At 69.9% G+C, this 23,628-nt stretch carries 24 protein-coding genes; 13 read left to right on the top strand and 11 right to left on the bottom strand.

Translation table 11 applies throughout. The features are described from left to right. Positions 1-43 precede the first annotated feature (43 nt). From OG241_RS18455 to OG241_RS18480, 6 genes are all read right to left on the bottom strand, one after another. Positions 44-1,456 carry an alkaline phosphatase family protein gene (locus tag OG241_RS18455; RefSeq protein ID WP_405816586.1) on the bottom strand — a complete coding sequence of 471 codons (1,413 nt, stop codon included), beginning with the start codon at positions 1,454-1,456 and terminating at the stop codon, positions 44-46. 19 nt (positions 1,457-1,475) lie between these two features. Then, on the bottom strand, positions 1,476-2,648 hold the full coding sequence (gene eboE / locus OG241_RS18460) for a metabolite traffic protein EboE (protein ID WP_405816587.1): 1,173 nt from the start codon (positions 2,646-2,648) through the stop codon (positions 1,476-1,478). 7 nt (positions 2,649-2,655) lie between these two features. Beyond that, the gene (locus OG241_RS18465) at positions 2,656-3,522 is read right to left on the bottom strand and encodes a TatD family hydrolase (RefSeq protein ID WP_405816589.1); all 867 of its coding nucleotides are present in this window, start codon (positions 3,520-3,522) and stop codon (positions 2,656-2,658) included. Between the two features lie 2 nt (positions 3,523-3,524). Next, positions 3,525-4,202: an EboA domain-containing protein gene (locus OG241_RS18470; RefSeq protein ID WP_405816591.1), complete on the bottom strand. Its 678-nt coding sequence runs from the start codon at positions 4,200-4,202 to the stop codon at positions 3,525-3,527. Positions 4,203-4,301: 99 nt separating this feature from the next. Beyond that, positions 4,302-5,150 carry a sugar phosphate isomerase/epimerase family protein gene (locus tag OG241_RS18475; RefSeq protein ID WP_405816592.1) on the bottom strand — a complete coding sequence of 283 codons (849 nt, stop codon included), beginning with the start codon at positions 5,148-5,150 and terminating at the stop codon, positions 4,302-4,304. A 28-nt stretch (positions 5,151-5,178) separates the two neighbouring features. Further along, positions 5,179-6,108, bottom strand: coding sequence for an SCO3242 family prenyltransferase (locus OG241_RS18480; protein ID WP_405816593.1), 930 nt, complete (start codon positions 6,106-6,108; stop codon positions 5,179-5,181). 431 nt (positions 6,109-6,539) lie between these two features. On the opposite strand from OG241_RS18480, the gene OG241_RS18485 reads away from it, so the two are divergent. Together OG241_RS18485 and OG241_RS18490 are read left to right on the top strand one after the other, a co-directional pair. Then, positions 6,540-8,201 (top strand): M4 family metallopeptidase, encoded by a 1,662-nt coding sequence (locus OG241_RS18485; RefSeq protein WP_405816594.1) that lies wholly within the window; start codon positions 6,540-6,542, stop codon positions 8,199-8,201. A gap of 197 nt (positions 8,202-8,398) precedes the next feature. Beyond that, positions 8,399-9,196: an SAM-dependent methyltransferase gene (locus tag OG241_RS18490; protein ID WP_405816596.1), complete on the top strand. Its 798-nt coding sequence runs from the start codon at positions 8,399-8,401 to the stop codon at positions 9,194-9,196. A gap of 78 nt (positions 9,197-9,274) precedes the next feature. On the opposite strand, the gene OG241_RS18495 is transcribed toward OG241_RS18490, so the two are convergent. Then, on the bottom strand, positions 9,275-9,601 hold the full coding sequence (locus tag OG241_RS18495; RefSeq protein ID WP_405816597.1) for an antibiotic biosynthesis monooxygenase family protein: 327 nt from the start codon (positions 9,599-9,601) through the stop codon (positions 9,275-9,277). Between the two features lie 209 nt (positions 9,602-9,810). Here OG241_RS18495 and OG241_RS18500 point away from each other — a divergent pair, with 209 nt between their 5' ends. From OG241_RS18500 to OG241_RS18510, 3 genes are all read left to right on the top strand, one after another. Further along, positions 9,811-10,302, top strand: coding sequence for a DUF2975 domain-containing protein (locus OG241_RS18500; protein ID WP_405816599.1), 492 nt, complete (start codon positions 9,811-9,813; stop codon positions 10,300-10,302). Next, on the top strand, positions 10,302-10,562 hold the full coding sequence (locus tag OG241_RS18505) for a helix-turn-helix domain-containing protein (protein WP_405816600.1): 261 nt from the start codon (positions 10,302-10,304) through the stop codon (positions 10,560-10,562). The genes OG241_RS18500 and OG241_RS18505 overlap by 1 nt, the downstream gene beginning before the upstream one ends. 67 nt (positions 10,563-10,629) lie before the next feature. Further along, positions 10,630-11,736 carry a hypothetical protein gene (locus OG241_RS18510; protein WP_405816601.1) on the top strand — a complete coding sequence of 369 codons (1,107 nt, stop codon included), beginning with the start codon at positions 10,630-10,632 and terminating at the stop codon, positions 11,734-11,736. Positions 11,737-11,837: 101 nt separating this feature from the next. On the opposite strand, the gene OG241_RS18515 is transcribed toward OG241_RS18510, so the two are convergent. Continuing rightward, complete coding sequence (locus OG241_RS18515) at positions 11,838-12,353, bottom strand: hypothetical protein (RefSeq protein ID WP_405816603.1); 516 nt, start codon at positions 12,351-12,353, stop codon at positions 11,838-11,840. A 673-nt stretch (positions 12,354-13,026) separates the two neighbouring features. Between OG241_RS18515 and OG241_RS18520 the strand changes: the two genes are divergently transcribed. From OG241_RS18520 to OG241_RS18530, 3 genes are all read left to right on the top strand, one after another. Continuing rightward, positions 13,027-13,242, top strand: a complete 216-nt coding sequence (locus OG241_RS18520; protein WP_405816604.1) for a hypothetical protein — start codon at positions 13,027-13,029, stop codon at positions 13,240-13,242. 76 nt (positions 13,243-13,318) lie between these two features. Then, entirely contained in the window at positions 13,319-13,900 is a 582-nt protein-coding gene (locus OG241_RS18525; protein WP_405816605.1) for a hypothetical protein, read from the top strand. 293 nt (positions 13,901-14,193) lie between these two features. Beyond that, a complete protein-coding gene (locus tag OG241_RS18530; protein WP_405816607.1) occupies positions 14,194-14,742 on the top strand; it encodes a hypothetical protein in 549 nt (182 codons plus the stop codon). 337 nt (positions 14,743-15,079) lie between these two features. On the opposite strand, the gene OG241_RS18535 is transcribed toward OG241_RS18530, so the two are convergent. Further along, positions 15,080-15,673 carry an NADPH-dependent FMN reductase gene (locus OG241_RS18535; RefSeq protein WP_405816608.1) on the bottom strand — a complete coding sequence of 198 codons (594 nt, stop codon included), beginning with the start codon at positions 15,671-15,673 and terminating at the stop codon, positions 15,080-15,082. 292 nt (positions 15,674-15,965) lie between these two features. Between OG241_RS18535 and OG241_RS18540 the strand changes: the two genes are divergently transcribed. After that, positions 15,966-16,532 carry a hypothetical protein gene (locus OG241_RS18540; RefSeq protein WP_405816610.1) on the top strand — a complete coding sequence of 189 codons (567 nt, stop codon included), beginning with the start codon at positions 15,966-15,968 and terminating at the stop codon, positions 16,530-16,532. A gap of 132 nt (positions 16,533-16,664) precedes the next feature. Further along, positions 16,665-17,366 carry a class F sortase gene (locus OG241_RS18545; protein WP_405816611.1) on the top strand — a complete coding sequence of 234 codons (702 nt, stop codon included), beginning with the start codon at positions 16,665-16,667 and terminating at the stop codon, positions 17,364-17,366. On the opposite strand, the gene OG241_RS18550 is transcribed toward OG241_RS18545, so the two are convergent. Continuing rightward, the gene (locus OG241_RS18550) at positions 17,323-18,108 is read right to left on the bottom strand and encodes a sulfite exporter TauE/SafE family protein (RefSeq protein ID WP_405816612.1); all 786 of its coding nucleotides are present in this window, start codon (positions 18,106-18,108) and stop codon (positions 17,323-17,325) included. The genes OG241_RS18545 and OG241_RS18550 overlap by 44 nt on opposite strands. A 165-nt stretch (positions 18,109-18,273) precedes the next feature. On the opposite strand from OG241_RS18550, the gene OG241_RS18555 reads away from it, so the two are divergent. Genes OG241_RS18555 through nirD form a run of 3 tightly spaced genes read left to right on the top strand, consistent with a single transcriptional unit; the run spans position 18,274 to position 22,507 of the window. Next, positions 18,274-19,521: an NAD(P)/FAD-dependent oxidoreductase gene (locus OG241_RS18555; RefSeq protein ID WP_405816613.1), complete on the top strand. Its 1,248-nt coding sequence runs from the start codon at positions 18,274-18,276 to the stop codon at positions 19,519-19,521. After that, positions 19,521-22,139, top strand: a complete 2,619-nt coding sequence (gene nirB / locus OG241_RS18560; RefSeq protein WP_405816614.1) for a nitrite reductase large subunit NirB — start codon at positions 19,521-19,523, stop codon at positions 22,137-22,139. Before OG241_RS18555 ends, nirB begins: the two co-directional genes overlap by 1 nt. Then, positions 22,136-22,507, top strand: a complete 372-nt coding sequence (nirD, locus tag OG241_RS18565; protein WP_405816616.1) for a nitrite reductase small subunit NirD — start codon at positions 22,136-22,138, stop codon at positions 22,505-22,507. The genes nirB and nirD overlap by 4 nt, the downstream gene beginning before the upstream one ends. A gap of 71 nt (positions 22,508-22,578) precedes the next feature. Here the strand turns inward: nirD and OG241_RS18570 are convergent, their stop codons facing one another. Then, positions 22,579-23,505: an oxidoreductase gene (locus tag OG241_RS18570; RefSeq protein WP_405816617.1), complete on the bottom strand. Its 927-nt coding sequence runs from the start codon at positions 23,503-23,505 to the stop codon at positions 22,579-22,581. Between the last annotated feature and the right edge of the window lie 123 nt (positions 23,506-23,628).

Below are 23,628 nucleotides of genomic sequence, written 5' to 3' on the forward strand. Positions count from 1 at the left end.
GCCTGTGCCTGCGGTGAGGCCCTTGCGCAGGCGCCGACCGTCCCTAGGCGTCGTCGGTGGGTGTGGTCGGTGGCAGGCCGGCGAGTTTCAGAAGGAGGCCCTTGACCTCGGTCGCCGCGACGGCCTCGGTGCTGTGCTCGGGTTCGGAGCACAGGAATACGGGGCCGTGGTCGGGGTCGCTCGGGAGGCGGCCGTGGCTGCCGCGGACGCCCGAGGGGTCCAGCGGAACCGTCTGCAGGCGGTAGCGGAACCCGAGCTTCTTGCGGGCGAGTTGACCGGCTGCTTTCAGTTTCACCGTCGGGACGGTGTCGTCCCACAGCAGTTCGGCCGGATCGTAGCCGGGCTTGCGGTGGATCTCGACCTGGCGGGCGAAGTCGGGAGCCCGGTCGTCGTCGAGCCAGTAGTAGTACGTGAACCAGGCGTCGGCGTCCGCCACCGCGACCAGCTCCCCCGAGCGCTCATGGTCCAGGCCCTGCGCCGCTTTGCCCATTTCGCCCAACACCTCCTCCACACCGTCGAGTTCACCGACGATCTTGGCGACTTCGCGTATGTCGGCCGGGTCCCGGACATAGACATGGGCCACCTGGTGGTCGGCGACCGCGAAGGCGCGGGAGGTCCAGGGGTCGAGGTACTCCATACCGTCCTGGGTGTGCACCTCCAGCAGTCCGGCCCGGCGCAGGGCCCGGTTGATGTCCACGGGGCGGGACACCGGGGTGATGCCGTACTCGCTCAGGGCCACCACCGTGGCGCCGGCGGCCAGGAAGTGTTCGATCAACGGGCGCAGAGCGTCGTCGAGTTGGCGGGCGGCGCGGATGGATTCGTCGGACTGGGGGCCGGATCGCTGGGGTTCGTAGTCCATCTGCGGGATGTAGACCAGGGTCAGGTCGGGCTCGTGTTCGTCGAATACCTGGCGGGCGGCGCCCAGGATCCACTGGGTGGACGGCATGCCGGCGTTCGGGCCCCAGAAGGTGAACAGGGGGAAGGGGCCGAGGCGTTCGGTGAGTTCGTCGTGCAGGGAGGGCGGCCAGGTGTAGCAGTCGGGTTCCTTGCGGCCGTCGGAGTAGTAGATCGGGCGCGGGGTCACCGTCCAGTCGACGTCGGCGCCCATGGCGTACCACCAGCAGATGTTGGCGACCTTGTAGCCGGGCGACCGCTTTCGGGCCGCGTCCCAGATCTTCTCGCCGCCGACCAGCGCGTTGTGCTGCCGCCAGAGGAGGACTTCGCCGAGGTCGCGGAAGTACCACCCGTTGGCCACCGCGCCGTGCGTGGAGGGGAGTTCGCCGGTGAGGAAGGTCGACTGGGCGGTGCAGGTGACGGCCGGGAGTGTGGTGCCGAGGGGCGCCTGGAAGCCGCGGTCGCCGAGCGCGGCGACAGCGGGCATGTGCCGCAGGAGGGCGGGGGTGAGGCCGACGATGTCGAGGACGACGAGTCGGTTGGTGTTCGGGATCTCGGTCATGAGCAGTTCCTTGAGACGGTCATGAGTGCTCCTCCTTTAGGCCGAGGCCGGTCAACCGGTCGCGGGCCCAGGCGAGTTCGGCGGCTATGCCGGCGGCGAGGTCGGCGGGTGGGCGGGGCAGGACGGACCAGGTGTAGGTCTCGACCTCGATGTGGTCACACACGGCGCTCGGACCGCCGAGCAGTCCGTCCAGGACGGTGGTGAGTTGGTCGGCGGTGGTACGGAGGGGTGGCTCGGGATCCGCGTGCAGCGGGGCGTGGAAGTGGGTGCGCCAAGGGTTGGGGTTGTCGGCGCCCGAGGCCGGAAGCGTGTCGCCGTCCAGGGCGTCCGGCAGGTCGTCGACACCGACCACCGTGCCCTCGACGACCGTTCGGGTCTGGTGCAGGAACCGTCGTTCGGCCAGTTCACGCAGGGCGGCGCGGGCGCGCGGGTCGGTGGGGTCGGGGGCCTCGACCGCGCAGGACGCCTGGAGCTTGACGACCGGCAGACCGGCGTCGGCGAGCCGCCCGAGGGCCTCACCGGGCTCCTCGAACTGGACGGCGAGATGGCAGGCGTCCAGACAGACGCCGAGGTAGTCGTGGTCGACGTCGGCGAACTCCCGTACCGCCTGGGTGGTGGTCTCCACGACGCACCCCGGTTCCGGTTCGAAGCCGACTCGGATACGGCGCCCGGTGCTCGACTCCAACTCGGCCAGTCCTGCCGCCAGTTGGTCCAGCGCATAACGTGCCGTGTCCGCGCGCCCCGTCGGCCACGGGGTGCGCCAGCCGAGCGGGAGGGTGGAGACGCTGCCGCGTCGGGCGTCGTCGGGGAGGAGGGCCGCGAGGACCCGGGCGCAGTCGAGGGTGTAGGCCAGGCGAGCCGGGTCGGCCCAGTCCGGGAGGTAGACGTCCTTCTTGACGACCTCGCGGTGGAACCCCTCGTACGGGAAGGCGTTGAGGGTGACCGTCTCCAGGCCGCGCGCCGCGAGTTCGGCCTTGAGGGACGTCAACGCCCGCTCGTCGGAGGCGAGTTCGGTGACCGCGGTACGGGCCAGCCACAGGCCGATGCCGAGCCGGCCGACGCCGAGCCGTTCCCGTACGGGTTCGGCGTGGGCGCCGAGCTGGGCGATGATCCCGGCGAGGTCCTCGGCCTGGTGGACGTTGCTGCAGTACGCGAGGTGGACGGGGGTGCCGTCGGGGTGGCGGAAGCGCACGGGCGGCTCACTCTCCCCCGCGCCGGATGGAGTTGCCCTCGAACGACGACGTCTCGTCGGGCTTCGCCACACCGTCGGTGTCGTCCAGGTCGAGGCGTCCGCTCTGGCCGTAGAAGGCGAAGGGGTTGCGCCACAGGACGCGGTCGACGTCGTCGTCCGTGAAGCCGTCGGCGAGCATGGCGTCGCCGGTCTTGCGGGTCTTCAGCGGGTCCGAACTCCCCCAGTCCGCAGCCGAGTTGACCATGACCCGGTCAAGCCCGTGCTCCTGGAGTATGCGGACCATGCGGTCCTCGCTCATCTTCGTCCTCGGGTAGACGGAGAACCCCGCCCAGCAGCCGCTGTCGAGGACCATGCCTACCGTCAGCTCGTTCAGATGGTCCAGGACGACGAGTTCGGGGGCGATGCCCGACTCCCGTACGACGTCCAGGGTCCGCCTGGTCCCGGCCGCCTTGTCTCGGTGCGGGGTGTGGACGAGGGCGGGCAGGCCGTGCTCGACGGCGAGTTGGAGCTGACGGGCGAGGACTTCGTCCTCCTCCTTCGTCATCGAGTCGTAGCCGATCTCACCGACGGCGACGACCCGGTCCTTGGCGAGGTAGCGGGGCAGTTCATCGAGGACGGGAAGGCAGCGTGGGTCGTTCGCCTCCTTCGGGTTGAGCGCGATCGTGCAGAAGTGCTGGATGCCGAACTGGGCTGCCCGGTACGGCTCCCAGCCGAGCAGCGAGTCGAAGTAGTCGTAGAAGGTGTCGGGCGAGGTGCGGGGCTGGCCGAGCCAGAAGGCGGGCTCGACCACGGCCCGGACCCCGGCCGAGTACATCGCCTCGTAGTCGTCGGTGGTGCGGGAGGACATGTGGATGTGGGGGTCGAAGATGCGCATGCTCACACGGTTTCGTCGGTGGGGTCGAAGGCGAGGGCGGTGAAGTCGGTGGTGGTGGGGTCACTGGCGCTGCGGGCAGTGGTGGCGAAGGGGCGTACGAGCGGGCCGATGTCCTCGGGTACGGGGCGTCCGGCCGCTGTCCGCTCGCGGGCGAAGTCGGTGAGCATGCGGGCGAGTTCGGCGTCGGCTCGGGCGTCGAGTCCGGCGACGCGGGCCAGCGGGATCTCGCAGAACACGCACTTCAGGACGGCCTGGCGGTACTCGTCCGCGGGGAGGTGAACCGCCGCGTACGGGCCGAGGGCGGCCTCGATCAGCGTGGTGTCGTTGCCACGCAGGGTCTGTCGTACGAGGTCCAGGAACCCGCCGGTCCCTTCCCGGTCGAGCTGGGGCAACGCCCGTAGGACGGCCCGTTGTTCAGCGGGGTCGCCGTAGCGGTGGAGCGCTGTCACCTCGTCGACGAGTGCCTGGCCGTGCAGAGGCAGGGCGGCCAGGAGCAGGGCACGGGCGGTCTCGTCGACGGTCCGGCCGTCGGGAAGCAAGGCCCGGCCGCAGTTGCGGCGGACGGCGGGGAAGAGGGCTCGGACGGTGGTGGGGTCGGCGGCGACTGCGGCCAGGGCCGTGTCGAGCCAGGCGCGGGCCTCGGGGGTGAGGGCGAGGGGGTCTGTGTCGGAAAGAGGCATACGGCTTTCCAGGTAGTGGGGAGCGAAGAGAGAAAGGGGTACCCGGGAATGTCGGAAAGGTGATGCCGAACGCTGGTGAACAGCCGGTCGGTTGACCGCTCAGGAAGGGAGCAGGCTCCGGGCCTCGGCTCTGCGCAGGAATTCCAGGGAGCTGCGGGCGATGTCGGGGGCGTCCAGAGCGCCGCCCTGGATCTCGACGGACACCAGACCACGGTGGCCCAGATCGGTCAGCGCCGCCAGGACCGGCGGGAAGTCGATCTCGCCCGCACCGAACTCCAGATGCCGGTGGACCCCACGGACCATGTCCTCGATCTGGACGTTCAGCAGGTGCGGCGCGGCCAGGCCGACGCAGTCGAGCAGCGACGGCTCCTCCACGCAGTGGGCGTGTCCCAGGTCGAGGGTCACGCCCAACAGCTCGTGCCCGCCGAGCAGTTCACGCAGTCTCAGACACTTCGCGACCGTGTCGACGAACATGTGCGGCTCGGGTTCGAAGGCCAGCGCGACCCCGTACGCCTCCGCCGTCTCCAGCGCCGCCCCGACGCCGGCGGCCAGCCGCCGCCAGGCCTCCGTCTCCGGTATGTCGTCCGGGGCCGGTCCGCTGCACAACTGGACGGTGGGCGAGCCGAGTTCGGCGGCGATGCGTACGGCACGCCGCAACAGGTCGACACGGCGGTCCGGTTGGCCGGACATCAGCGTCGGCTGGTGCTTGGCCCAGGGGTCGAGGAAGTAGGGCGCCCCGGTCTCAACGGTGACGGTCAGCCCGAGCTGCGCCAACTGCGTGCGCACTCGGTCGACCTGGTGGTTCAGGTCGTCGGCGTACGGGTCGAGGTGGTTGTGGTCGAGGGTGAGGGCGACGCCGTCGTAGCCCAGGTCGGCGAGGATCCCGAGGACGTCGGAGAGGCGGTGATGGGTGAACCCGTTGGTGCCGTAGCCGAATCTCAGGCCCATGGTGCGCCCTTCGCCTTCGTCGAGTTGCTCATGTCGGGGACACCCGTCTCGCCAGGCGCTGCGCCACCGGGTGCACGGCACCCAGGAGCGCGGCGGCGACAGGCGCCCCCGCACGCGCCGTGAGCGCTGCCTGCAGGGGGACCATGGCGAGGATGCCCGCCCCCACCGCACGCCGTACGGAACTCCCGCTCGGGTCGCGTACGGCACGCGCCTGCGCCCAGCCGTACGTCCCCAGGTAGGCGACAACTCCGGCGGAGGCGACGGCGGTTCGGGCGATCTCCTCGCGGGGCACGGCTCGCCGGCGCGGCAGGATCGCCGGGAGTACGGAAGGCAGCACCGTCGACAGTGCCGTGGCCGACGACACGGCGAGCGTCGTGGCGGGCAGCCGCGCGGGCGCGCCGGAGATCTCGTGGCGGCTGAGGGCGGTGAGTGTGTAGGTGTGCACCCCGGTGAGAAGGGCGGGGACGGCGCCGCGAGCTAGCGCGACGGCCGTGCCGCCGCCACGGGACCCGTGTGCCGGTGGGCTGCCGCCGCCCGCGACCGCACCGGCCAGCACGTCGAGCGCACGGGCGCCCGCCATCGCCGCCGGACCGGCCGGAGTGGACTTCAACTTCAGGTCGTACGCCCAGATCAGCGCCGTCAGCGGCAGGGCGACGGCGAGTCCGCGTCGGCCGCCCGACACCGCGGCGAGGCCGAGGCCGGCGCCGGTCAGGCCGGTGGCGACGGTCAGCGCGGTCCGGCGGGGTACGCGGCCGGAGGGCACCGGACGGGCGGGCCGCTCGACCGAGTCGACGGCGGCGTCGGCGTAGTCGTTGAGGGCCATGCCGGCCCAGTAGAGACAGACGGAGGAGGCCATCGCGCCGACCGTCCGAGCGCCGAGGGGGCGACCTGCCGCTGTCGCGCCCGCCAGGATGTCGCCGGGGACACTGAGCGCGGCCGGAGCTCGGACAAGGCTCAACAGATCGGAAAGTGTGGGTGGTTGGGATTTGACCATGTGCAGGGCTGGTGAGGGTTCTAGGGAACCGGCGGGGGGGAATGATTTCCGGTCACTCATGGCTACATCATTGCCGAAATTGCGTGAAAGCCAATGGCGTAAGTGGATGTTGATTCTTGTGACGAACGTGACAACAGCACGGCATTGACAGGGACTTCACAGTTCGGCGACAGGCAGCCACAACCGGCGGAAGACCTGGCCGGATACATCCGGACACATGCGGAGAGCGCACAGGGAACACACAAGGCGCTATGGACACGCCATGTCATGGACACTTAAATCTCAGACAACATCCGCGTCCCCAACGCGCGTTGGACGTCACCGGTCCCTGCCCAGCCTCCCTCCACGTCCTGTCGCGCGTCCTCCCACCCGCTCGAACAAGCCCGAGGAGACCGATGAGTCGGACACAGCGCACCCCCCACGTTCAGCGCATCCGAGGTTCCCGTCTCGCCGCGGCGGGCACCACGGTCGGCGTCGCGGCCCTGTTGGCCGCCGCGCTCTCCCCCGCCGCCGACGCGGCCGACAGACCGACCAGGAACACCGCGATCAAGAACGCGGCCACGGCACTCGCCGACCAGGCCACCCATCTGGGCCTGACCTCCCTGCAGAGCGCCAAAGTCCGGGACGTCATCGTCGACAAGGACGGCAGCCAGCACGTCCGTTACGACCGGACCTACCGCCAACTCCCCGTCCTCGGCGGCGATTTCGTGGTCCACCTGACCCCAAGTGGCACCTACCGCAGCGCGAGCCGCGCCACGACCCGCCCGATATCCCTGAGCACGATCAGCCCGGCGGTGTCGGCCCCGAAGGCCGCAGACCTCGCGGTGTCGGCGCTGCGCGCGGCCAACCGGGGCGAGGCGCTGAAGAAGGCAACCTCCAAGCCCCAGTTGGTGGTTGACGCCCTGCACGGCACCCCCAAGCTCGCCTGGCAGACGAACGTGGCGGCGCTGGACTCGGCCGGCAACCCGGTCGCCCGCACCGTGGTGACCGACGCGCGCACGGGCGCCCAGCTCGACGCCTGGGACAGCATCGAGACGGCGACGGGCGACGGCAAGTCCCTGTACGGCGGCACCGTCCCGCTGGAGACGACGCTCTCCGGATCGACGTACCAGCTGAAGGACCCGACGCGCGGCAACACGTACACGGGCGACGCCGCGAACGGCACCGACCTGTGCATCTTCGGCATCTGCATCGTCCGCGCCCCCGCCACGCTCTTCACGGACGCGGACAACCACTGGGGCACGGGCGCGACGGCGGACCGGGCCTCGGCGGCGGTGGACGCGCAGTACGGCACCGACAAGACCTGGGACTACTACAAGAACACGTTCGGGCGCAGCGGCATCAAGGGCAACGGGGTCGGCTCGTACAACCGTGTGCACTACGGCAGCAACTACAACAACGCCTTCTGGGACAACACCTGCTTCTGCATGACGTACGGCGACGGCGACGGCACGACGTTCGGCCCGCTGGTCGCGCTGGACGTGGCCGGCCACGAGATGACGCACGGCGTGACGGCGTCGACGGCCAATCTGACGTACTCGGGCGAGTCGGGCGGCCTCAACGAGGCGACGTCGGACATCTTCGGCACCCTGGTGGAGTTCAGCGCGGCCAACTCCACTGATCTCGGGGACTACTTGATCGGCGAGAAGATCGTCAAGTCGGGCTTCGGCCGTACGGCGCTTCGCTACATGGACCAGCCGTCGAAGGACGGGAACTCGGCCAACTGCTGGAGTTCGGGGGTCGGGAACCTGGACGTCCACTACTCCTCGGGCGTGGCGAACCACTTCGCATACCTCCTCGCGGAGGGCAGCGGCGCCAAGTCGCTGAACGGCGTCGACTACAACTCCCCTACGTGCAACGGCTCGACGGTCGCGGGCATCGGCCAGGCCAAGCTGGGCGCGATCTGGTACAAGGCCCTGACCACGTACATGACGTCCTCGACGAACTACGCGGGCGCGCGCACGGCCACGCTGAACGCGGCGCGGGACCTGTACGGGGCGGGCAGCACGGAGTACGCCGCGGTGGGCGCGGCGTGGAGTGCGGTGTCGGTGGGCTGACGGCCGTAGTCCAGGGCGTGTGACCGGTGGCCACCCCGGAAGGACCCGGGGTGGCCACCGCGTCGCTCGCGGACTCGGTGACACGGACGCAGCGGTGACACGTACGAGGCGGCATACGTATCGTTGACTCGGGTGCTCGGGCGTTAAGTTGAACCTTGCACGAAGGCGTCCGTTACAGCCGAGGAGACGATGTCGGCATGCCCAAATCCGAACAGAAGATCGACACTTCGGTACCGCACTCCGCCCGCATCTGGAACTACTGGCTGGGCGGCAAGGACAACTACCCCGTCGACGAGGCGGCCGGTGACGCGTACACGGCCGTGTTCCCCGGCATCGTCACGATCGCGCGCAGCAGCCGGGCGTTCCTCGGCCGTACGATCCGCCACCTGGCCGGCGAGGCGGGCATCCGCCAGTTCCTGGACGTCGGCACGGGCCTGCCGACGGTGGACAACACGCACGAGGTGGCCCAGTCGGTGGCCCCCGACGCGCGCATCGTCTACGTGGACCACGACCCGCTGGTCCTGACCCACGCCCGGGCCCTGCTGACGTCGACTCCCGAGGGCGCGACGGACTACGTGGACGCCGAGTTGTACGACACGGAGCGCATCCTGGAGGCGGCGGCGAAGACGCTGGACCTCACCCGCCCGACGGCGCTGATCCTGAGCGGCATCCTGGGGCACGTGACGGAGTTCGAGACGGCGCGCGGAATCGTCCGCGACCTGATGGCGGGCCTGCCGTCCGGCAGTTACCTGTCGCTGAACGAAGGCTCGCGCGGCACCGACCCCGCCTACGAACAGGCGCAGGACGCGTACAACGAGACGGGCGCGGTGCCGTATTTCCTGCGGCCGGTGGAGCAGATCGAGGCGTACTTCGAGGGGCTCGACCTGGTGGCGCCCGGGGTGGTCTCGGTGCCCCTGTGGCGGCCGGAGGCGAGCGCGTCCGGGGTGGCGGCGCCGGCGATCGGGCAGCACGGCGGGGTGGGGCGCAAGCCCTGACCCAGGGTCCGTACGCGTTACGGCGCGCCGAGTTCGGCTGCTGCTGCGGCTGCTGCTCGGCGCGCCAGAACGGCGGGCTCAGCCCTGCTTGGGGGCTGCCTGCTGGACCACTTCGAACGACCAGAGCGTCGATGCGGAGGAGGCGGGCTTGGGCCGCTCCCCGCCCGGGGACGCGGGGCGGTGCGCCGACTGCATCGGGCCCGCCATCCAGGCCTGGAAGTCCTCCTCGCTGCGCCACCGCGTGTACACCAGGTAGCTGTCGGTGCCCTCGACAGGCCGAAGCAGCTCGAACCACTCGAACCCGTCCGACCCCTCGACAGCACCGGCCCGCGACGCGAACCGCTTCTCGAGCGTCTCGCGCTGCTCTTCGGGGACCTCGAGGACGTTGATCTTCACGATGCTCATGCGGTCCATCTTGCCGCAGGGGGGTGTGCGGTTCGCGTGAGGGCGGCGGTGGGGCCGGGGCGCGATTCCCGCCGGCTCGTCGCCTGACCCGCGCCGCGTAACGACGTCCATCCCCACACCCACCCCCACACCCCCGTCTCCATCTCCAACCTTGCCTCATCTATCGAATTTCGATAGATTCCCATCGCGATTCGATGGAAGGATGGGCCATGGGAAAGCTGGCCGTGCGTGCGCTGCGCGCCCTGCTCGTGGTGGTGCTCGTCGGCACCGTGTTCGTGCAGGCATTGATGGTGTGGACTCTGGTCAGCGGGCGCGACCCGGAGGACGGCTCGCTCCCCCTGACCGCGCTGCGCGTGATCACGATCCTGGGCATGCTGTCGGCCCAGGTCGCTCTGGTCTGCGTATGGCGGCTGGTGACGATGGTGCGACGCGGCACCGTCTTCTCCCACGCCGCCTTCCGGTACGTGGACGGCGTGATCGGCGCGATCGTGGCGGCTGCCCTCCTGTGGTTCACGGTCACGGCCGTCAACGCGCCGGGCCAGCGGGACGACCCGGGCGTCACCGTCATCATGGGCGGGGTCGGCCTGGCCATCCTGGGGGTCGCCCTCATCGTGCTCGTGCTGCGGATGCTGCTCACCCAGGCCGTCGCGCGCGACGTCGAAGCGGCGCGGATGCAGGCCGAGTTGGACGAGGTGATCTGATGCCGATCGCCGTCGACATCGACGTGATGCTGGCCCGGCGGAAGATGTCCGTGGGCGAGCTCGCGGATCGCGTGGGGATCACCCCCGCCAACCTGGCGGTACTCAAGAACGGCCGCGCCAAGGCGGTGCGCTTCGCGACGCTCGCCGCGCTCTGCGAGGTGCTCGAGTGCCAGCCGGGCGACCTGCTGCGCTGGGAGGCCGAGACACCGCAGGCGATTGACGTGCCCGTCCAAGAGGATGGCGTTCTCGACGCCCCCTGATCCGAAACCAGTTGGCCGGTGGTGGCGGAGCTGCGACGATGCCCTCCGATTCTCTGACGGAGGGCATTTGTTCGTTTTCGTGTGTGGGGGATGCGGCGCCGAGTTGACCGCCCCGCTGTCCCGGGTCGCTCTGCCGGTGCACGCTCGTCAGGAGTACGGGAACGGGCTGCAGCTCCCGGCGCTCATGGAGTCGGGCACTTTCGCCGAGGACCCGGAGCCCTGGGGGCCGCCGTGGCGCAGCTGGGAGGAGATCCCTCCGGACGAGGCGGTGGCCCGCGGTGTCCACGCGCCGGTCCACGCCCTGTCCGACGGCGCGCCCGGATCGATCGTCATCGCACCCGGTGACGCTCGCGGCACCCTGCTGATCCCGGATAGGGCCGCCGGTTGCTGTTGCGGCGTCGACGGAGCAGACGGCCCCAACATGGCCTGCGAGGCGTGCGGCCTGCCCGTGGCGAGCCGGATCGACGACTGCTCACTCTGGCAGGCGGTACGGCTCGCGCCCGACGCCGTGCGCCGCCTGATCGTCGGTGATCCGGACCCCGCACCGCTCTCCTGGGCAGAGCTGGTGAAGGAAGGGAGGTCCACGCCTCTGTTCGAGCCGATTGCCACATGGGGATCGCTGCTGGGGACAAGCCACTTCTGGTCCTGGAGCCCGCAGTGGGAGGCCGCGGTCGGCCGGGCGCTCGCTCACCTGCTGGCAGCCTCGCAGGGCCGGCCGGTGACCGTCCCGGACGGTCTGAGCAAACGAGTGTTCCAACGCGCCCTCGACGCCATGCTGCCCACGGGTCCACCGACACAGCACGCCGTTCTCGCCGGACCCGGACAGCCCGTCCCCGAGCCGGACACCGACATCGTCCTCGTGCCGACCCATCCGCAGACCGGAGAAACCTGGACACCGGTCGGCTCGGCCAGCACGGCCCACCCGGTGCCGCTGCCGTTCGGAGTGCGGCTGGGCCTGGCCTTCCCCAAACCGCACCTGCCGGTTCCCGCGTCGGGCGGCCTGCCCGACGGCGTCCTCCGCGACGACCCGCCCGCACCCCGCCCCCATTCCTTGTTCCAGGCCGATCTGCGCGTATTTCAGCACACCCTGGTGCGGCTGCCGGACGTCCGCAGTCCCTGGCTGCGCGAGAGCCCCGAGAACCTCACCCAGTACATACGCGCGGGCCTCTTCTAGCGAGAGCGAGCCCGGTCAAGGGCGCTGGTAGCCGGTGTCCAGCCTGTTCCACCGGGCGCGACGCCGGTGACACGGTCGTGGCGCGAGCGAGCTGTCCGGCGTCAACCGCCCTCGCAAGCCTTGGCTTTGAACTGCGCCACGGGGACAGTGACCGCGGATTCGTCACCCTCGTAGCGGACCACTCCCGGGGTGAGTCGGTCCCGGTCGGGCAGGGTGAAGGAAACGCTGCTCGACGACCACGAGTTGTCCTTCGTCCAGCCGTAGAGCGTGTAGGCGGTCTTGGCGGTGAGCGGTTTGAGCGGTGTGGTCGCGGTCCAGCCGGTGGCAGGAGTGTCTAGGGTCCACGTGGAGAGGCCGGCCTTGAGCGGTTGCGCGGCGGTCCATGAGCCGACGTTCACCTGCTTGTCGGCGTCATCGCTGTCCACGTAGAGAGTCGCGCCATCGATGTGATGTCCGCAGACCAGCATGACGCCGACCAGCTGACCGTCGTCGGTCACCGAGATGCCGGCGACGGCGTCAACCGGGACCATGCACCCCGAGGTTGCGGCCAGGGCGGCGCAGGCCGCGAGGGCGCCGACGAAGCGCCGGACCAACGGCCACGAAACTGTCGAGTGCACGGTGCCCCCTGAGCCGGGGTCACTATTCGTACCCCTGTACGCCAGAGGGTAGGGACGCTCCGGGTCGAGCGTCGGTGCCGCCACCCACCCGTTGCGCCCTTGTTGTGGCCTTGTAGCCGGAGCGGGCTGTAGCAGCCGCAGCAGCAATCCCGCCAGCTGGGCTGCCACGGTCGAGGCCAACTGTCGCCGTCGTAAAAGAAATTGAACAGCTCCAGGAAGGCTGTGGCCACTGCCGAGACGAGACGCCCCAACGACACCGCCGTTCCCCTGACGCTGTAAGCCGCAGCCAGGGACCACGGCAACCACTTCGGACCGAGCGCGCCTCGATACGGCCAGCAGATGACGCCCACCTACTGCTCACCGACGTGGGAAACCCAAGGCTCGCGGGGACCGGCGGGACAGGAGGGCCCGGTGACACCCAGATCGCCAGGCGCGGGGGCGACGACTGGCGGAGTGGCAAAGCTCACGGACTGGATCGTGTTATTCGTTGAACCATGGACGACTCGGCCGCGTCTAGTTGGTTACGGGCCGTCAATTTCGGTCAGGGTTGCGGCTGGTCACTGGTTGGACGGTAAGGGATCAGCCATTTGGGGTATGTCACTACACGCGAGCGGATGATTACGCAATGCTGTGGTGGTACGAACCACACCATGCACCGTCCAGGGGGTAGACGATGAGTGTGACCTTCAGCGAACACGCAACGACAGATCACGAAGACGACACCGTGATCGTCATGTCCGCCGACGACTTCCAGCATGCCGCCCAGCGCGCGCTCGACGAGCTCGGACTCACCTACGCCGAGCTCGAAGAGCAGGCCCACGACGGCGACTTCACCTCATCGCAGGCCCACGCGCTCTGGGTTTCCATCGGCAGCACGGTTGACCTCTGACCTGCCCAGTCAGGCCGGCAAGTTAGCTCAAGAGCTCACCGACACCCTCAACGGGACAGTGACCCAGCATGTCCGCATGCGAGCCGCACTCCGCCCGTATTCCACAGCGGGCGTCGTGTTCACCGTTGGCCACGGCCTGACAAGACAGAACCCCACTCAGCCGAAACCATTTCCGCTGAGCATCAGCCCGAAGAAGCCCCGCGCCTGGATGAATCTTTCATTCCAGGTACGAATGGACACCGAAAACAAATTCCTCACGGTCCATTCGTCGTACTGCGGGATCTTTACAGACGAGGAATTGAAGACGTGCCTGTGTCACTGGGATTTTGAACGCGAGAAGGATCGCTACCCGAGCGCCCACGTCCAGGTCTACGGCACTTCACCGGCCCTGGAGTCACTGAACGAGGGCGACGACCGAAAGCGCCCGCTGGAGAAACTCCACATCCCGGTGGGCGGGAAGCGATTTCGTCCCTGCATTGAGGACGTCATCGAGTTCTTGATCACGGAGCGGCTCGCCGAGGGCCGCGAAGGCTGGGAGAAAAAGCTGGAGGAGGGGCGGAATCGGTATCGGCGGACTCAACTGCTCGCCGCCATGCGCCGACACCCTGACGTCGTCGAGGAATACCTACGTGAGCGGGAATCCGGCGACGGCAAGTAGTACGGGTCGATAGGAATCATTTCGACGAGGCCCCGGCCATCAGGTCGGGGCCTCGCGCACCCCCTGCCCTTCTCCACCCCAGGTCGGCCACCCTGCCTTCCTGTCTTCCTGTCTTCCACACCGTGGGCAGACGAGGACAGCGCATCGATACGGCGACGGATACCTCCGGCTGTACGCCGAGTCCACTCCGGCGACTGATTGCCCTCCCCCACTCACTCGGGCACGGTCATGACAGACTCCGCGCACAGACCCGGCCCTCAACGCCGGGTTCGTTTCGGGGAGGACAGATCCAAATGACCAGGCTCAGACGCCTTGTTGCCACAGCGGCTGTTGTCGCAGTCCCGCTGATCTCGGGCTGCCAGGGGAGCGGCGATGTGGCCGCGTCGGCATCACCCGAGGCAGCCGTGTCGGCGCGGCCGGCGGCATCGTCTGCGGCCGTCGGAAAGACTCAGGCAGACGTGGTGAGTGACGCCCGGTTCGCAACAACGGGCTTCGACGGGGGCCTGAGACTCGCGAAGGACCCCTACAAGCGTGACTGTGTCGTCTACGCCACCGCCCTGTCCACAGGTATCCCCGGGAAAGGTGAACTGGTGGCCACTGTAAGCAAGTTGGAAAAGCGTGGATGGCGTCTGGACGGCCCCATATCCATGGCGGAGGGAACCTACCTCGAATCGGGCGAGTGGTCGGTCATCCTGGGAGTCGGGGCCGTGCCCGACCAGGCCAAGGAACAGTCGGCCCCTTACACCGGAGCCCTCGCCTTCGGAGCATCAGGCAAGTGCAAGCGTTCCGCCGATCCTGCGACGGCGCCTCCGCTCCCGCCCACGCTGCCATCCACGTCGTAGAGCTGAACCCGGGGGCTACCTGCGCGTGTTCAGCTCCACCCGCCGCCCCACCCCGATCTCCTCCACCCCCTCGTCCGGCACCACCGCGAGCGCTCCCCCCTGCATCACCCGTTTCCTCCAGGTCGGCCAGGAAGTCCTCGATTCGGTCGATAAAGGGGAAGGGGTAGGAGCCCTCGGGCCCGCCGGAGGACTCCTGGAGAGGTACGTGAATCTCGACGATGGTGTGCCTGACCGGCATTGTCGCTGGTCAGGCCGTCGGGTACGCGGCGTCGGATGCGGTGGCGTCCCGAAACCTCCGCGTCCGCGTTACCCCCTGTATGCGCTACCCCAGTCCGCGTTACCCCCCGTACGCCCGTACCGCCCGTCCCTCCCTCAACGCCTGGCCCCACCACACCAGTTGGTCCAGCATCACCTTCGCCGCCCCGTCCGGGCCGCCCGCGTCCTTCAGGCGGCCCTCGTCGTCGAAGGCGGCGCCGGCGTTGTGGAAGGAGACCGTGTCCCGGACCGTCGTCGCGTGGAGTTCCGCGAAGACCTGGCGGAGGTGTTCGACCGCGCGGAGGCCTCCGGAGACGCCGCCGTAGGAGACGAAGGCGACCGGCTTGGCCTGCCATTCCGTGTAGTGCCAGTCGATGAGGTTCTTGAGGCCGGCCGGGTAGGAGTGGTTGTACTCGGGGGTCAGGACGACGAACGCGTCGGCGGACGAGAGTTTCGGGGTGATCCCCGCCAGCTGGGCCTTCGCGTCGGCGTCGGTCGCGAACGTCGTCGGGAGGGCGGTGTCCGCGACGTCCACGACCTCCGCCGTCAGGTCGTCGCGTTCGCCGATCCGGTCCAGTAGCCAGGCGGCCACGACCGGGCCGAAGCGGCCTTCACGGTTGCTGCCCACGACGACGGTGACACGTACGGGCTCGACAGATTCAGTCGGTGTCTGCATGCGTCACAGCCTCGTACCTCAAGCTCTCTTGAGGTCAAGCCGACTGCCCCCTCCCTCCGGGTCACCCGTTCACACCCCCCGCCTCCGCCTGTCGGGTTCTCTTGCCCGACGCGTCCGCAGTACGGCGATGACCTGCCGGAACGTCGACACGGGGCTGCCGTTCGGGCGTTCCGCGCCACCCGTTCACCGTATTTCTGACGGACCATCAGAGAGCGCGTCCCGGCCCCTGCCACTTACCTCGGTAGCAGACCACCTCGTTCGCAAGTTCTCGGATCCCGGAGGAGCAAGTCCGATGCGACGTACCGCCGCCGCCCGTCCGCTGACCGGTACCGCGCTCGCCCTCGCCCTCGCCGGACCGGCAGTGGTCCTCACCGTCGCCCTCGCCGCGCCCGCCCACGCAAGCGGCGGCGGGACGCTGGAGGTGTACCCGGCGACCGTCACCCCCGGCACCCGGGTCACCGTCAACACGACCGCCTGCGGAAGCGGTGGTACGGCCGCCGGGGACGCCAGTGCGGTGGGCGCCGGGAGCTTCGTGCTCGCGCCGACCACGCACAAGGAAGTCGCCGTCGGACAGTTCCGGGTGCCGCCGGGTGCGCAGCCCGGGACGTACGAGATCGTCGCCCGGTGCGCCGGCAAGGCGGATGCGCGGCAGGTCAGTGGCGATCTCGTCGTCACGCTGACCTCGACCCGACCGCCCGTGCAGCCTCCTGTGCAGCCCAGGGGGAGTGTGAAGACGGGGGTCGGTGGCGCGCTCGGTCCCGACCCCGTGCAGACCACGGCCGGTGTGGCGGCTCTCGCCGTCGCCGCCGTGGGCGGTACCTGGCTCCTGCATCGCCGGGCGAGAGGCGACGGGATCTGACGGACACCCTCCGCCGTCCGTCGGCCGGTACCGCATGTCCCCCTCCCCTCCGGGCCCGACGCCCCTCGCGGCCCGGAGGGGGGCCGGGGTGAACCGTCAGGGGGAAACAAGGGTGTCCAGGAGGTGGTTCACGTGCGCAGATTCACCGACATCCTCATAGCCGCCCTCACCGTCGCCGCCCTCTGCTCCGGCGCCTGGCTGGTCCGCAGCGGCGGCGAGACCCACGCCCCGCCGCAGCCGTCCGCCGCCCAGGCCCGTACGCAGCCCACCCACCCGGAGTCCGCCAACCCGGAATCGCCCGTACTCCCGCCCTCCCCGCCCCTCCGTATCCGCATCCCCGCCATCCGCGTGAACGCCCCGCTGATGGGCCTCGGCCTCACCGCCACCGGCAGTCTGGACGTACCGCCCGCCGAGCGTGAGGACCTGGCCGGCTGGTACGAGGACGGCACCGTGCCCGGTGAGACGGGCACCGCGATCGTCGCCGGGCATGTCGACAACGCCGACGGACCCTCCGTCTTCTACCGCCTCGGCGCCCTGCGGAAGGGCAACGGCATAGGGGTCGAGCGGGGTGACGGGACCACCGCCCTCTTCACCGTCGACGCCGTCGAGGTGTACGACAAGGACCGCTTCCCGGACGACAAGGTGTACGGCGCCGCACCCCGGCCCGAGCTGCGCGTCATCACCTGCGGCGGCGGCTACTCACCCCGTACGGGCTATCAGGGGAACGTCGTCGTCTTCGCCCACCTGACCGGCAGCAGCAGAAGCAGCAGCCGACGCCCGCCGAGTGTCCTTACGCGATCCACTGCTGGTACGCCAGATTCGCCACCAGCGTGAACACGACCACGAGCAGCACCCCCCGTACGAAGCCGCTCCCCTTCTTCAGCGCCGTATGCGCCCCCAGCATCCCGCCGACCAGGTTGAACGCGGCCAGCAGCGCGCCCAGCTCCCAGTAGACCGTGCCCTGCCAGGCGAAGATCGCGAGGGCGCCCGCGTTGGTACAGCAGTTGACGACCTTGGCCGTGGCGGAGGCGGTCACCAGGTCGAGGTGGAGCAGCGCGGTGAGCGCGAGGACGAGGAACGTGCCCGTGCCGGGGCCGATGAGGCCGTCGTAGAAGCCGATGCCCAGGCCCGCGAGTCCGATCGCGGCGAGGACGCGGCGCGCGGAGACCGGGGTGGTCGCCGGGGCCGTACCGAAGGCGGGCCTGAAGATCACGAAGGCGCCCACGCCGAGCAGGACGACCATGATGACCGGCTTCAGGGTGTCCGTGCTCATGCCGGCCGCGACGAACGCCCCGGCCGTCGAGCCGGCGACCGCCGCGAGCCCGATGCGTACCGCGAGGCGTACGTCCACCGGCGCCTTGCGTGTATACGTCACGGCCGCGCCCGTGGTGCCGACGATCGCCATGGCCTTGTTGGTGCCGAGCGCGTACTGCGCCGCCGAGGAGGTGTCCGGGAGGCCGAGCAGCAGTACGGGCATCATGAGCAGGCCGCCCCCGCCCACCACCGCGTCGATCCAGCCGGCCGCGAGAGCGGCGGCGCAGAGGGCGGCGATCATGGGCAGGGTTATCTCGGGCATGGTCGCGATCCTAAGTTGTTGCCGTATCGTTCCTGCACCTCACAGCCGCCCGGCTCGCCCCCACTGAACCCTCACACCTCATCCAGGTCTCCGCTGAGGGAAGCGTGCCTCCCGGGAAACAGACGTGATGCGGTCGGGTAACACCGGCAACGCACGCTGCAGTACATGACCTCGAATGCGCGTGTGGTGGTGATCGGCGCCGGGCTCGCGGGCGTACGGCTCGCCCGGCGGCTCGGCGAGCTCGGCCTGTCCGCCTCGGACGTCGTGCTCGTCGGCGAGGAGGAGCACCGCCCGTACAACAGGGTGCTGCTCGCCGAGGTCCTCGCCGGGCGGTACGCCCCCGAGGTGATCGCCCTGCCGACGCCGGACCGGCTGGTCCGGGCGCGGGCCGAGCGGATCGACCGGGCCGAGCGGATCGTGCACTGCTCCGACGGTTCCTCGATCGCGTACGAAACGCTGGTGCTGGCGACGGGCTCCAACCCCGTACTCCCGCCCCTGCGTGGGCTGTTCACCCCGGATCACGAACTCCCCGAAGGCGTCCACGCGTTCCGCACCATGGACGACTGCCTCGGCCTGTCCAAGGCGGTGCGTCCCGGAGCGAAGGCCGTCGTCATCGGCGGCGGGCTGCTCGGTGTGTCCGCCGCCCGCGCGCTGGCCGTACGCGGTGCGCAGGTCGTTCTCGCCCAGCAGGCCGAGCGCCTGATGGAACGTCAACTTGACCCGGGTGCCTCGGCTTTGGTGCTGCGGCACCTCAACGACCTGGGCGTCGAGGTGCACACCGAGTGCCGGGTGCGGGACGTGCGCTGCGTGGGTGGCAGGGTCCGGTCGGTCGAGCTGGCCGACCACTACGCCCTCGACGCGGACCTCGTCGTACTGGCCTGCGGTGTCCACCCGAAGGTGGGGCTCGCGCGCGACGCGGGGCTCGCCGTGCACAAGGGCATCCTCGTCGACGACGAACTGCGCACCTCCGACCCGCACATCAGGGCCCTCGGGGACTGCTCCCAGCACCAGGGGACGATCTACGGTCTGGCCACCCCCGCCCTCGAACAGGCCGACGTACTGGCCGAGTTGATCGCCGACAAGGAAGGGACGGCGGGCGTCCGTTACACCGGCACCCGTGCCCTCACCCGGCTCACGCTCACCGACTTCACCGCCGACACCGGCAACCCCTTCGATCTCGCCGCGTTCGGCGAGCCGACCGCCCGCCCCGGCGACGACGTCATCCAGCTCGCCGACGCCACCCGGGGCACGTATCGCAAGGTCGTCGTCCGTGACGACCGGCTGGTCGGCGGGGTGCTCGTCGGCGAACTCGGCACCGTCGGCGCCCTCGCGCGCGCCTGGGAGGGAGCAGAGCCGCTCCCCACTGACGGCGGCCCGCTGCTCCACCTGCTCACCAACGATGGAGGCTCCTAATGACCGCCACTGATGGGGCCACCCCCACGATCGTCCTCGTCGGCCACGGCATGGTCGGCCAGCGCTTCCTCGAAGCGCTCGCCGAGCGCGGCCTGACCGCCGCGCACCGCGTGGTCGTGCTGTGCGAGGAGCCACGTCCGGCGTACGACCGCGTCGCGCTGACCTCGTACTTCTCGGGCAAGACGCCCGAGGACCTCTCGATGACGGACATGGCGTTCATCGAGAAGGAGGGCATCGAGCTGCACATCGGTGACCCGGCCGAGACCATCGACCGGGAGGCGAAGCGGGTGACCGCCCGCTCGGGTCTGGTCGTCGACTACGACGTCCTGGTCCTGGCCACCGGCTCCTACCCGTTCGTCCCGCCGGTCCCCAACAAGGACGCCCAGGGCTGCTTCGTCTACCGCACCATCGAGGACCTCCTCGCCATCGAGGAGTACGCGAGTACCCGTACGACGGGTGCCGTGGTCGGCGGTGGTCTGCTCGGACTTGAGGCGGCCGGTGCGCTCAAGGGCCTCGGACTCACCTCTCACATCGTCGAGTTCGCGCCGCGCCTGATGCCGGTGCAGGTCGACGACGGCGGCGGCGCGGCGCTGCTGCGCACCATCGAGGACATGGGCCTGTCAGTCCACACGGGTGTGGGTACGCAGGAGATCGTCGTCGGTGAGGACGGCGCGGTCACCGGGATGAAGCTGTCCGACGGCAGCGAACTCGCCACCGACCTGGTGGTGTTCAGTGCCGGTGTCCGGCCGAGGGACCAGCTGGCCCGCGAGTCCGGCCTCACGGTCGGTGAGCGCGGCGGCATCGCGGTCGACGAGCAGTGCCGTACGGTCAACGACCCGCATGTCTTCGCGATCGGCGAGTGCGCGCTGGCCTCCGACGGCCGGGTGTACGGCCTGGTCGCCCCCGGTTACGAGCAGGCGGAGACCGCCGCCGCCGCCATCGCGGCGGACGAGGAGGCCGAGGAGCTGACGTTCACCGGCGCCGACCTCTCCACCAAGCTGAAGCTGCTCGGCGTGGACGTCGCGTCCTTCGGCGACGCGCACGGCGCCACCGCCGACTCCCTCGACGTCGTCTACTCCGACTCCCGCTCGGGCCTGTACAAGAAGCTCGTCATCGGCCGCGACGGCAAGCTGCTCGGCGGCATCCTCGTCGGCGACGCGGAGGCCTACGGCACGCTGCGCGCGTTCACCGGTACGGTCCCGCCGGTCTCCCCCGAGTCGCTGGTGCTCCCGGCCGGCGCGGGCGGCCCGGTCCAGCTCGGCCCGACCGCGCTGCCGGACGCCGCGATCATCTGCTCCTGCAACAACGTCACCAAGGGCACGATCCGCGGCGCGGTCACCGAGCACAACTGCACCACCGTGCCCGAGGTGAAGAAGTGCACCAAGGCCGGTACGACGTGCGGGAGTTGCGTCAAGGTCCTCGGCCAGCTCGTCACCGCCGAGCTGGAGGCGAGCGGTGTAGTCGTCGACAAGGGCCTGTGCGGCTGCTTCTCGCAGACCCGCGAGGAGCTGTACGAGATCGTCCTCGCCCTGCGCGTCAACACCTACCAGGATCTGCTGGACCGCTACGGCCGCGACCACGCCAAGGGCGGTGACGGCTGCGACGTCTGCAAGCCGGCGGTCGCCTCGATCATCGCGTCCCTCGCCCCGACCATCGGCGCGAGCGGCTACGTCCTCGACGGCGAGCAGGCGGCGCTGCAGGAGACCAACGACCACTTCCTCGCCAACCTGCAGAAGAACGGCTCGTACTCGGTCGTCCCCCGCATCCCCGGCGGTGAGATCACCCCCGAGGGCCTGATCGTCATCGGGGAGATCGCCCGCGACTTCGGTCTCTACACGAAGATCACCGGCGGTCAGCGGATCGATATGTTCGGTGCGCGGGTCGAGCAACTCCCGCTGATCTGGACCCGGTTGGTGGACGCCGGCTTCGAGTCCGGCCACGCGTACGGCAAGTCGCTGCGTACGGTGAAGTCCTGTGTCGGCCAGACCTGGTGCCGTTACGGCGTCCAGGACTCCGTCCGGATGGCGATCGACCTGGAGCTGCGCTACCGGGGACTGCGGTCCCCGCACAAGCTCAAGTCCGCCGTCTCCGGCTGTGCCCGCGAGTGCGCCGAGGCCCAGTCCAAGGACTTCGGCATCATCGCCACCTCGGGCGGCTGGAACCTGTACGTCGGCGGCAACGGCGGCGCCACCCCGCGCCACGCGGACCTGCTGGCCCAGGACCTGAACGACGCCGAACTCATCAAGCTGATCGACCGGTTCCTGATGTTCTACATCCGCACGGCGGACCGGCTTGAGCGTACGTCGACCTGGCTGGAGCGGATCCCCGGCGGCCTGGACCACGTACGCGATGTGGTCGTGGAGGACTCCCTCGGCATCTGCGAGGAGCTGGAGTCGCTGATGACCGATCACGTAGCCCACTACCGCGACGAGTGGGCCGACACCATCAACGACCCCGAGAAGCTCGCCCGGTTCGTGTCCTTCGTGAACGCGCCGGACACCCCGGACCCGGTCGTCGGCTTCGTCCCCGAGCGCGACCAGATCAAGCCCGACCTGCCGCTGCTGTCCATCGGCCTGCGCCCCGCCGACGACGTCCTGGAAGGAAGTGCCCAGCGATGACCCTGGCACCCGAGACGACCGACCTGAAGATCCAGCTGCGCATCGACAACAGCACGGACACGGACGACAGTTGGTTCACGGTCTGCGACCTGAGCGTCCTGCTGCCCGGCCGCGGGGTGGCGGCCCTGCTGCCGGACGGCCGCCAGGCCGCCGTCTTCCGCGACCGCGCCGGCAACCTGTACGCCATCGACAACCGCGATCCGTTCGGCGGCGCGGCGGTCCTCTCCCGCGGCCTGACCGGCACCCACCAGGGCCGCCCCTACGTCGCCTCCCCGCTCCTCAAGCAGCGCTTCGACCTGGAGTCGGGCCGCTGCCTGGACGACGAGACGGTCGCTGTGACGGCCTACGAGGTGCGTACCGCCGCCTGACGCACCCACCCACCGATGATGCCGATCGTGAGCGGCGCCCCGGACACCGTCGTCCGGGGCGCCGCTCGCGTTCACGCCTTGAGACCCTCGTACGTCACTCCGGTGAGCTGCTCGGAGGCGGCCCAAAGCCGGTCTCCCGCTTGGTCGTTGAGCGTCCAGGAAGCCCGCCACGACTTGGCGGGCGCACCGCGCCAGCCCAGGATCCTCGGGCCGATGAACGCGTCGGGCCGTACGTCGGTAGCGGTGGCCGCGTACAGGGTGGGCAGGGCGCCCGCGTCGGCGGACTGGGCGAAGACGCGGTTGCCGATCTCCATGAACCGCTCGGCGCCCCTGCGGCCCTGCATCTTCGCGGCGGCGGTCTGCAGGTTGGTGGCGGCGTACCCGGGGTGCGCGGCGGCGGCCACGACACCGGAGCCGACGGCGGCCAGCCTGCGCGCCAGCTCGTGCGTGAACAGCAGGTTGGCGGTCTTGGAACGGCCGTACGCGATCCAACGCCGGTAGTTGCGCTCGCTGTTGAGGTCGTCGATGTCGATGTTGCCGAGAGCGTGGGCCCCGCTGGAGAGGTTCACGATCCGGGCGCCGGGCGTACCGAGCAGCGCCGGGAACAGCAGCCCGGTGAGCGCGAAGTGGCCGAGGTGGTTGACCCCGAACTGCGTCTCGAACCCGTCCGCCGTCGTGCCGTACGGCATCGCCATCACGCCCGCGTTGTTGACGAGGAGGTCGATCCGCTCGTACGGCAGCTCGTCTGCGAACTCCCTTACGGAGCCCAGGTCTCCGAGGTCCAACGGCCAGAACTCGGCGATGGCGTCCGGCACTTCGGCCAGCAGCCGCCCGACGGCCTCGTTCCCGCGCGCCTCGCTCCGGCAGGCGAGCACCACCCGCGCCCCCTTGCGCGCCAACTCCCGCGCGGTGACGTACCCGAGACCGCTGTTGGCACCGGTGACGACGGCGATACGGCCGCTCTGGTCGGGGATGTCCTGCGTGTTCCAGCCGGGCATGTTCGGGTGACCTCCATGGGCGACGAGTCGGGCGGCTCCGGCGGATCCGGGCGGGTGTCCGGATCCGCGTCCGGACTGCGCCGGATCGGCCCCCATGGCCAGTTCTACGCTCTGCGGCGCCGC

The sequence above is a fragment of the Streptomyces sp. NBC_01390 genome (genome assembly GCF_045040105.1).
Taxonomy (GTDB): domain Bacteria; phylum Actinomycetota; class Actinomycetes; order Streptomycetales; family Streptomycetaceae; genus Streptomyces.

Excerpts from the sequence above, each read along its gene's own strand:
- OG241_RS18455 (WP_405816586.1), bottom strand. The coding sequence starts at position 1,456 with ATGACCGAGATCCCGAACACCAACCGACTCGTCGTCCTCGACATCGTC.
- OG241_RS18465 (WP_405816589.1), bottom strand. The coding sequence starts at position 3,522 with ATGCGCATCTTCGACCCCCACATCCACATGTCCTCCCGCACCACCGAC.
- OG241_RS18470 (WP_405816591.1), bottom strand. The coding sequence starts at position 4,202 with ATGCCTCTTTCCGACACAGACCCCCTCGCCCTCACCCCCGAGGCCCGC.
- OG241_RS18475 (WP_405816592.1), bottom strand. The coding sequence starts at position 5,150 with ATGGGCCTGAGATTCGGCTACGGCACCAACGGGTTCACCCATCACCGC.
- OG241_RS18485 (WP_405816594.1), top strand. The coding sequence starts at position 6,540 with ATGAGTCGGACACAGCGCACCCCCCACGTTCAGCGCATCCGAGGTTCC.
- OG241_RS18490 (WP_405816596.1), top strand. The coding sequence starts at position 8,399 with ATGCCCAAATCCGAACAGAAGATCGACACTTCGGTACCGCACTCCGCC.
- OG241_RS18495 (WP_405816597.1), bottom strand. The coding sequence starts at position 9,601 with ATGAGCATCGTGAAGATCAACGTCCTCGAGGTCCCCGAAGAGCAGCGC.
- OG241_RS18500 (WP_405816599.1), top strand. The coding sequence starts at position 9,811 with ATGGGAAAGCTGGCCGTGCGTGCGCTGCGCGCCCTGCTCGTGGTGGTG.
- OG241_RS18505 (WP_405816600.1), top strand. The coding sequence starts at position 10,302 with ATGCCGATCGCCGTCGACATCGACGTGATGCTGGCCCGGCGGAAGATG.
- OG241_RS18520 (WP_405816604.1), top strand. The coding sequence starts at position 13,027 with ATGAGTGTGACCTTCAGCGAACACGCAACGACAGATCACGAAGACGAC.
- OG241_RS18525 (WP_405816605.1), top strand. The coding sequence starts at position 13,319 with ATGCGAGCCGCACTCCGCCCGTATTCCACAGCGGGCGTCGTGTTCACC.
- OG241_RS18530 (WP_405816607.1), top strand. The coding sequence starts at position 14,194 with ATGACCAGGCTCAGACGCCTTGTTGCCACAGCGGCTGTTGTCGCAGTC.
- OG241_RS18535 (WP_405816608.1), bottom strand. The coding sequence starts at position 15,673 with ATGCAGACACCGACTGAATCTGTCGAGCCCGTACGTGTCACCGTCGTC.
- OG241_RS18540 (WP_405816610.1), top strand. The coding sequence starts at position 15,966 with ATGCGACGTACCGCCGCCGCCCGTCCGCTGACCGGTACCGCGCTCGCC.
- OG241_RS18550 (WP_405816612.1), bottom strand. The coding sequence starts at position 18,108 with ATGCCCGAGATAACCCTGCCCATGATCGCCGCCCTCTGCGCCGCCGCT.
- OG241_RS18555 (WP_405816613.1), top strand. The coding sequence starts at position 18,274 with ATGACCTCGAATGCGCGTGTGGTGGTGATCGGCGCCGGGCTCGCGGGC.
- nirB (WP_405816614.1), top strand. The coding sequence starts at position 19,521 with ATGACCGCCACTGATGGGGCCACCCCCACGATCGTCCTCGTCGGCCAC.
- nirD (WP_405816616.1), top strand. The coding sequence starts at position 22,136 with ATGACCCTGGCACCCGAGACGACCGACCTGAAGATCCAGCTGCGCATC.
- OG241_RS18570 (WP_405816617.1), bottom strand. The coding sequence starts at position 23,505 with ATGCCCGGCTGGAACACGCAGGACATCCCCGACCAGAGCGGCCGTATC.